Origin of the sequence: Azomonas macrocytogenes (genome assembly GCF_014191985.1) — a bacterium.
Taxonomy (GTDB): domain Bacteria; phylum Pseudomonadota; class Gammaproteobacteria; order Pseudomonadales; family Pseudomonadaceae; genus Azomonas; species Azomonas macrocytogenes.
The window spans coordinates 1-1,175 of the sequence record NZ_JACHXI010000067.1 but is presented as its reverse complement, the minus strand read 5'-3'; the positions used below and the strand labels follow the sequence as shown (position 1 = coordinate 1,175).

1 pseudogene is annotated in these 1,175 nt (G+C 61.9%); it reads right to left on the bottom strand.

Annotation, left to right across the window (positions count from 1 at the left end):
* Positions 1-1,089, bottom strand: a pseudogene (locus FHR87_RS18905) (IS630 family transposase).
* Between the last annotated feature and the right edge of the window lie 86 nt (positions 1,090-1,175).

Sequence of the window (1,175 nt, the reverse complement as noted above, 5' to 3'; positions counted from 1 at the left end):
CTAGTAGTGTGAGTTAGAAATTCGTTTGCAGAAAGAGGCGACCGAGGTCAGGATTTCATCGGCTGTCTTGGTCCACACGAAGGGCTTTGCGTGAGTGTTATGCTCGGCGATGTAGGCCCGGATGGCACATTCCAACGCGCCTGTGGAGTGGAACCGACCACGCCTGAGCTGGCGGGTGGTGAACAGGGAGAACCAGCATTCCACGAGGTTGAGCCAGGAAGCAGACGTGGGTGTGAAATGCAGATGCACGCGCGGATGGCGTACCAGCCAGCGGTGTATCAGCGGGGTCTTGTGGATACTGGAGTTGTCCAGTACCAGGTGCAACTCCAGCTCGGGCGGCGTGGCCTGCTCGATCGTGGCCAGAAAATGGCGGAACTCAAGGCTACGATGCCGGCGATGCACTTCGCCGATGACGGTGCCGGCCTGGATGTTCAGGGCAGCAAAGAGGTCGGTAGTGCCGTGGCGGAGATAGTCGTGCGTATGCTGCTCCAGTTGTCCCGGTCGCATCGGGATGGGCGGCGCGGTGTCCTCGATGGCCTGGATCGAGGGTTTCTCGTCCACGCACAGCACTAGCGCTCGATCGGGCGGGTTCAACTAGAGCCCGACAATGTCGCGCACCTTGTCGACGAACTGCGGGTCTGTGGAGAGCTTGAAGGTCTCGCAGCGGTGAGGGGCCAGCGCAAAGGCCCGCCAGATGCGCGAAATCGCCGTCTGGCTCATGCCCAGTTCTGCTGCCAGGCGCCGGGTGCTCCAGTGGGTGGCACCTTTGGGGAGCGTCTCCAGTGTCGTGCTGATGACACGTTCGATCTGCTCGTCCAGGAGGGTTCGAGGGGCTCCCGGACGAAGGGCGTCGACCAGGCCAGTTACGCCCTGGTCGGCAAAGCGCCTGCGCCATTTGCCTACCGTCAGGTTGCTCACGCCCAGCTTTGCGGCCACGGCCAGGTTGGTGGCGCCCGGTTCGGCGCAGGCCAGCACGATGCGCGCTCGCATGGCCAGCCCCTGGGCCGTCGAGCGACGCCGTATCCCGTTCGCCAGTGTGGCGTGGTCACTATCGGACAGGGTAATCGGCACCGCACGAGGGTCAGCCATGGCAGTCTCCTGCTGTCTGGATAACTCTCTCAGTATAGTTTCTCTTCTTCGATCAGCTCATACAAATTTCTGGTTCAGCCTACTAG